The 1,227-nt window shown below is 71.2% G+C and carries 1 protein-coding gene; it reads right to left on the bottom strand.

Annotated features, from left to right (window positions below; all coding sequences use genetic code 11):
• Window positions 1-1,072 (bottom strand): phytase (locus tag J0A65_RS23650; protein WP_206596730.1); only part of this gene is annotated, 1,072 nt, incomplete at its 3' end.
• Window positions 1,073-1,227 lie beyond the last annotated feature (155 nt).

Here is a 1,227-nt window from a genome sequence, read left to right as displayed (position 1 = left end):
GCTTGTCGGTGCCCAGCACGCGGCTGCGCTCGGGCTGTGCGTGATTGACCCAGATCGCCGGGTCGTCCGCCGCATCGCCCAGGCTCGGCGCGACCTCGCTCTGCACCAGGGGGGTGACCACCGGCACCGCCGGCGGCGCTTCAGCGCTCTCGGGCTGCCAGTTCAGCGCGGCGCGACGGGCGCCATCGTCGGCCACCAGCAGCAGCTCGAGCCCCTGCGCCGTGCGCCGGGCACTGACCTGCTCCGGCTCGTCCAGCCCGGCCAGGTTCAGCACAGCGGCACGCTGCCACTGTGCGGCGTGGCGCTGGAACAGGTGCAGGTTGGCGGCGGCCGGATCCAGCAGCAGCAGGGCATCGGGCAGCACCGCCATGCCGCCGGCGTCCTGCAGCTCGCCGAAGGGCGCGACCAGCTCCACCGGCTCACGCAGCAGCGGCGCCTCGGCAGCGGCGGCGTAGCGCCACAGGCCCACGCCTTCCTCGTTGACGTAGAGGCTGGCGGAGCTGTCATCGACCTGGCAGAAGCTGCTCTGCGGCGGCAGGCTCAGCGCCCGCACCCGCTGCGCCTGCGCCAGCGGTCGGCCGTGCTCGGCCACCAGCCACTGTTCGCCGATGCCCTCCTCGCCGACCAGGAAGAGGAAGTCGTTGCGCGCTTCGTCGCGATACAGGCACAGCCCTTCGATGGCGAAGCGGGTCTTCGGCAGGTAGTGCGGCGCGCTCCACTGCTGCGCGTCGTCGAGGCGCACCAGCAGGGCCTGCTGACGCCGCTTGTCGAGCGTGGCAACCAGCACGCCACGCTCGTCGGCACGCTGGTCGAGGGTAGCGAAACGCCCCGCCAGCTCGCTCAGCACCTGGCCGTCGGCGTCGACGACCTGCAGGCTGCGGGCGCCGACCTGCAGGCGCTCGGCCCCCGGCAGAAAGGGCAGCGGCGCCAGCCACTGGGTGTTTTCGCTGGCGATCAGCGCATCGCTGAGCACGACGTTCGGCACGGCCGAGACGTCCTCTTGCGGGCCATGGCTCTGGCAAGCGGCCAGGGTGATGCAGAGCCCCAGCAGGGACAGGTTGGAAAAACGCATGAAGAGTTCCTGGTAACGGTGGCCCGGCCCGCTGCCGCCGAGTGGCGACGGGCCAGGCCATTGAAGATGTCGGTGTGGCGAGCGCCTTCCGGTGGACGAGAACGCGTTGTCCACCCTGAAACACGCAGCGCTCAGAAATGGGTCAGGGTCAGGCC

It is taken from the genome of Bowmanella yangjiangensis (assembly GCF_017255015.1).
GTDB lineage: Bacteria > Pseudomonadota > Gammaproteobacteria > Enterobacterales > Alteromonadaceae > Bowmanella > Bowmanella yangjiangensis.
Note: the sequence above shows the minus strand (reverse complement) of the source record. Positions and strands in the feature narration are given on the sequence as shown.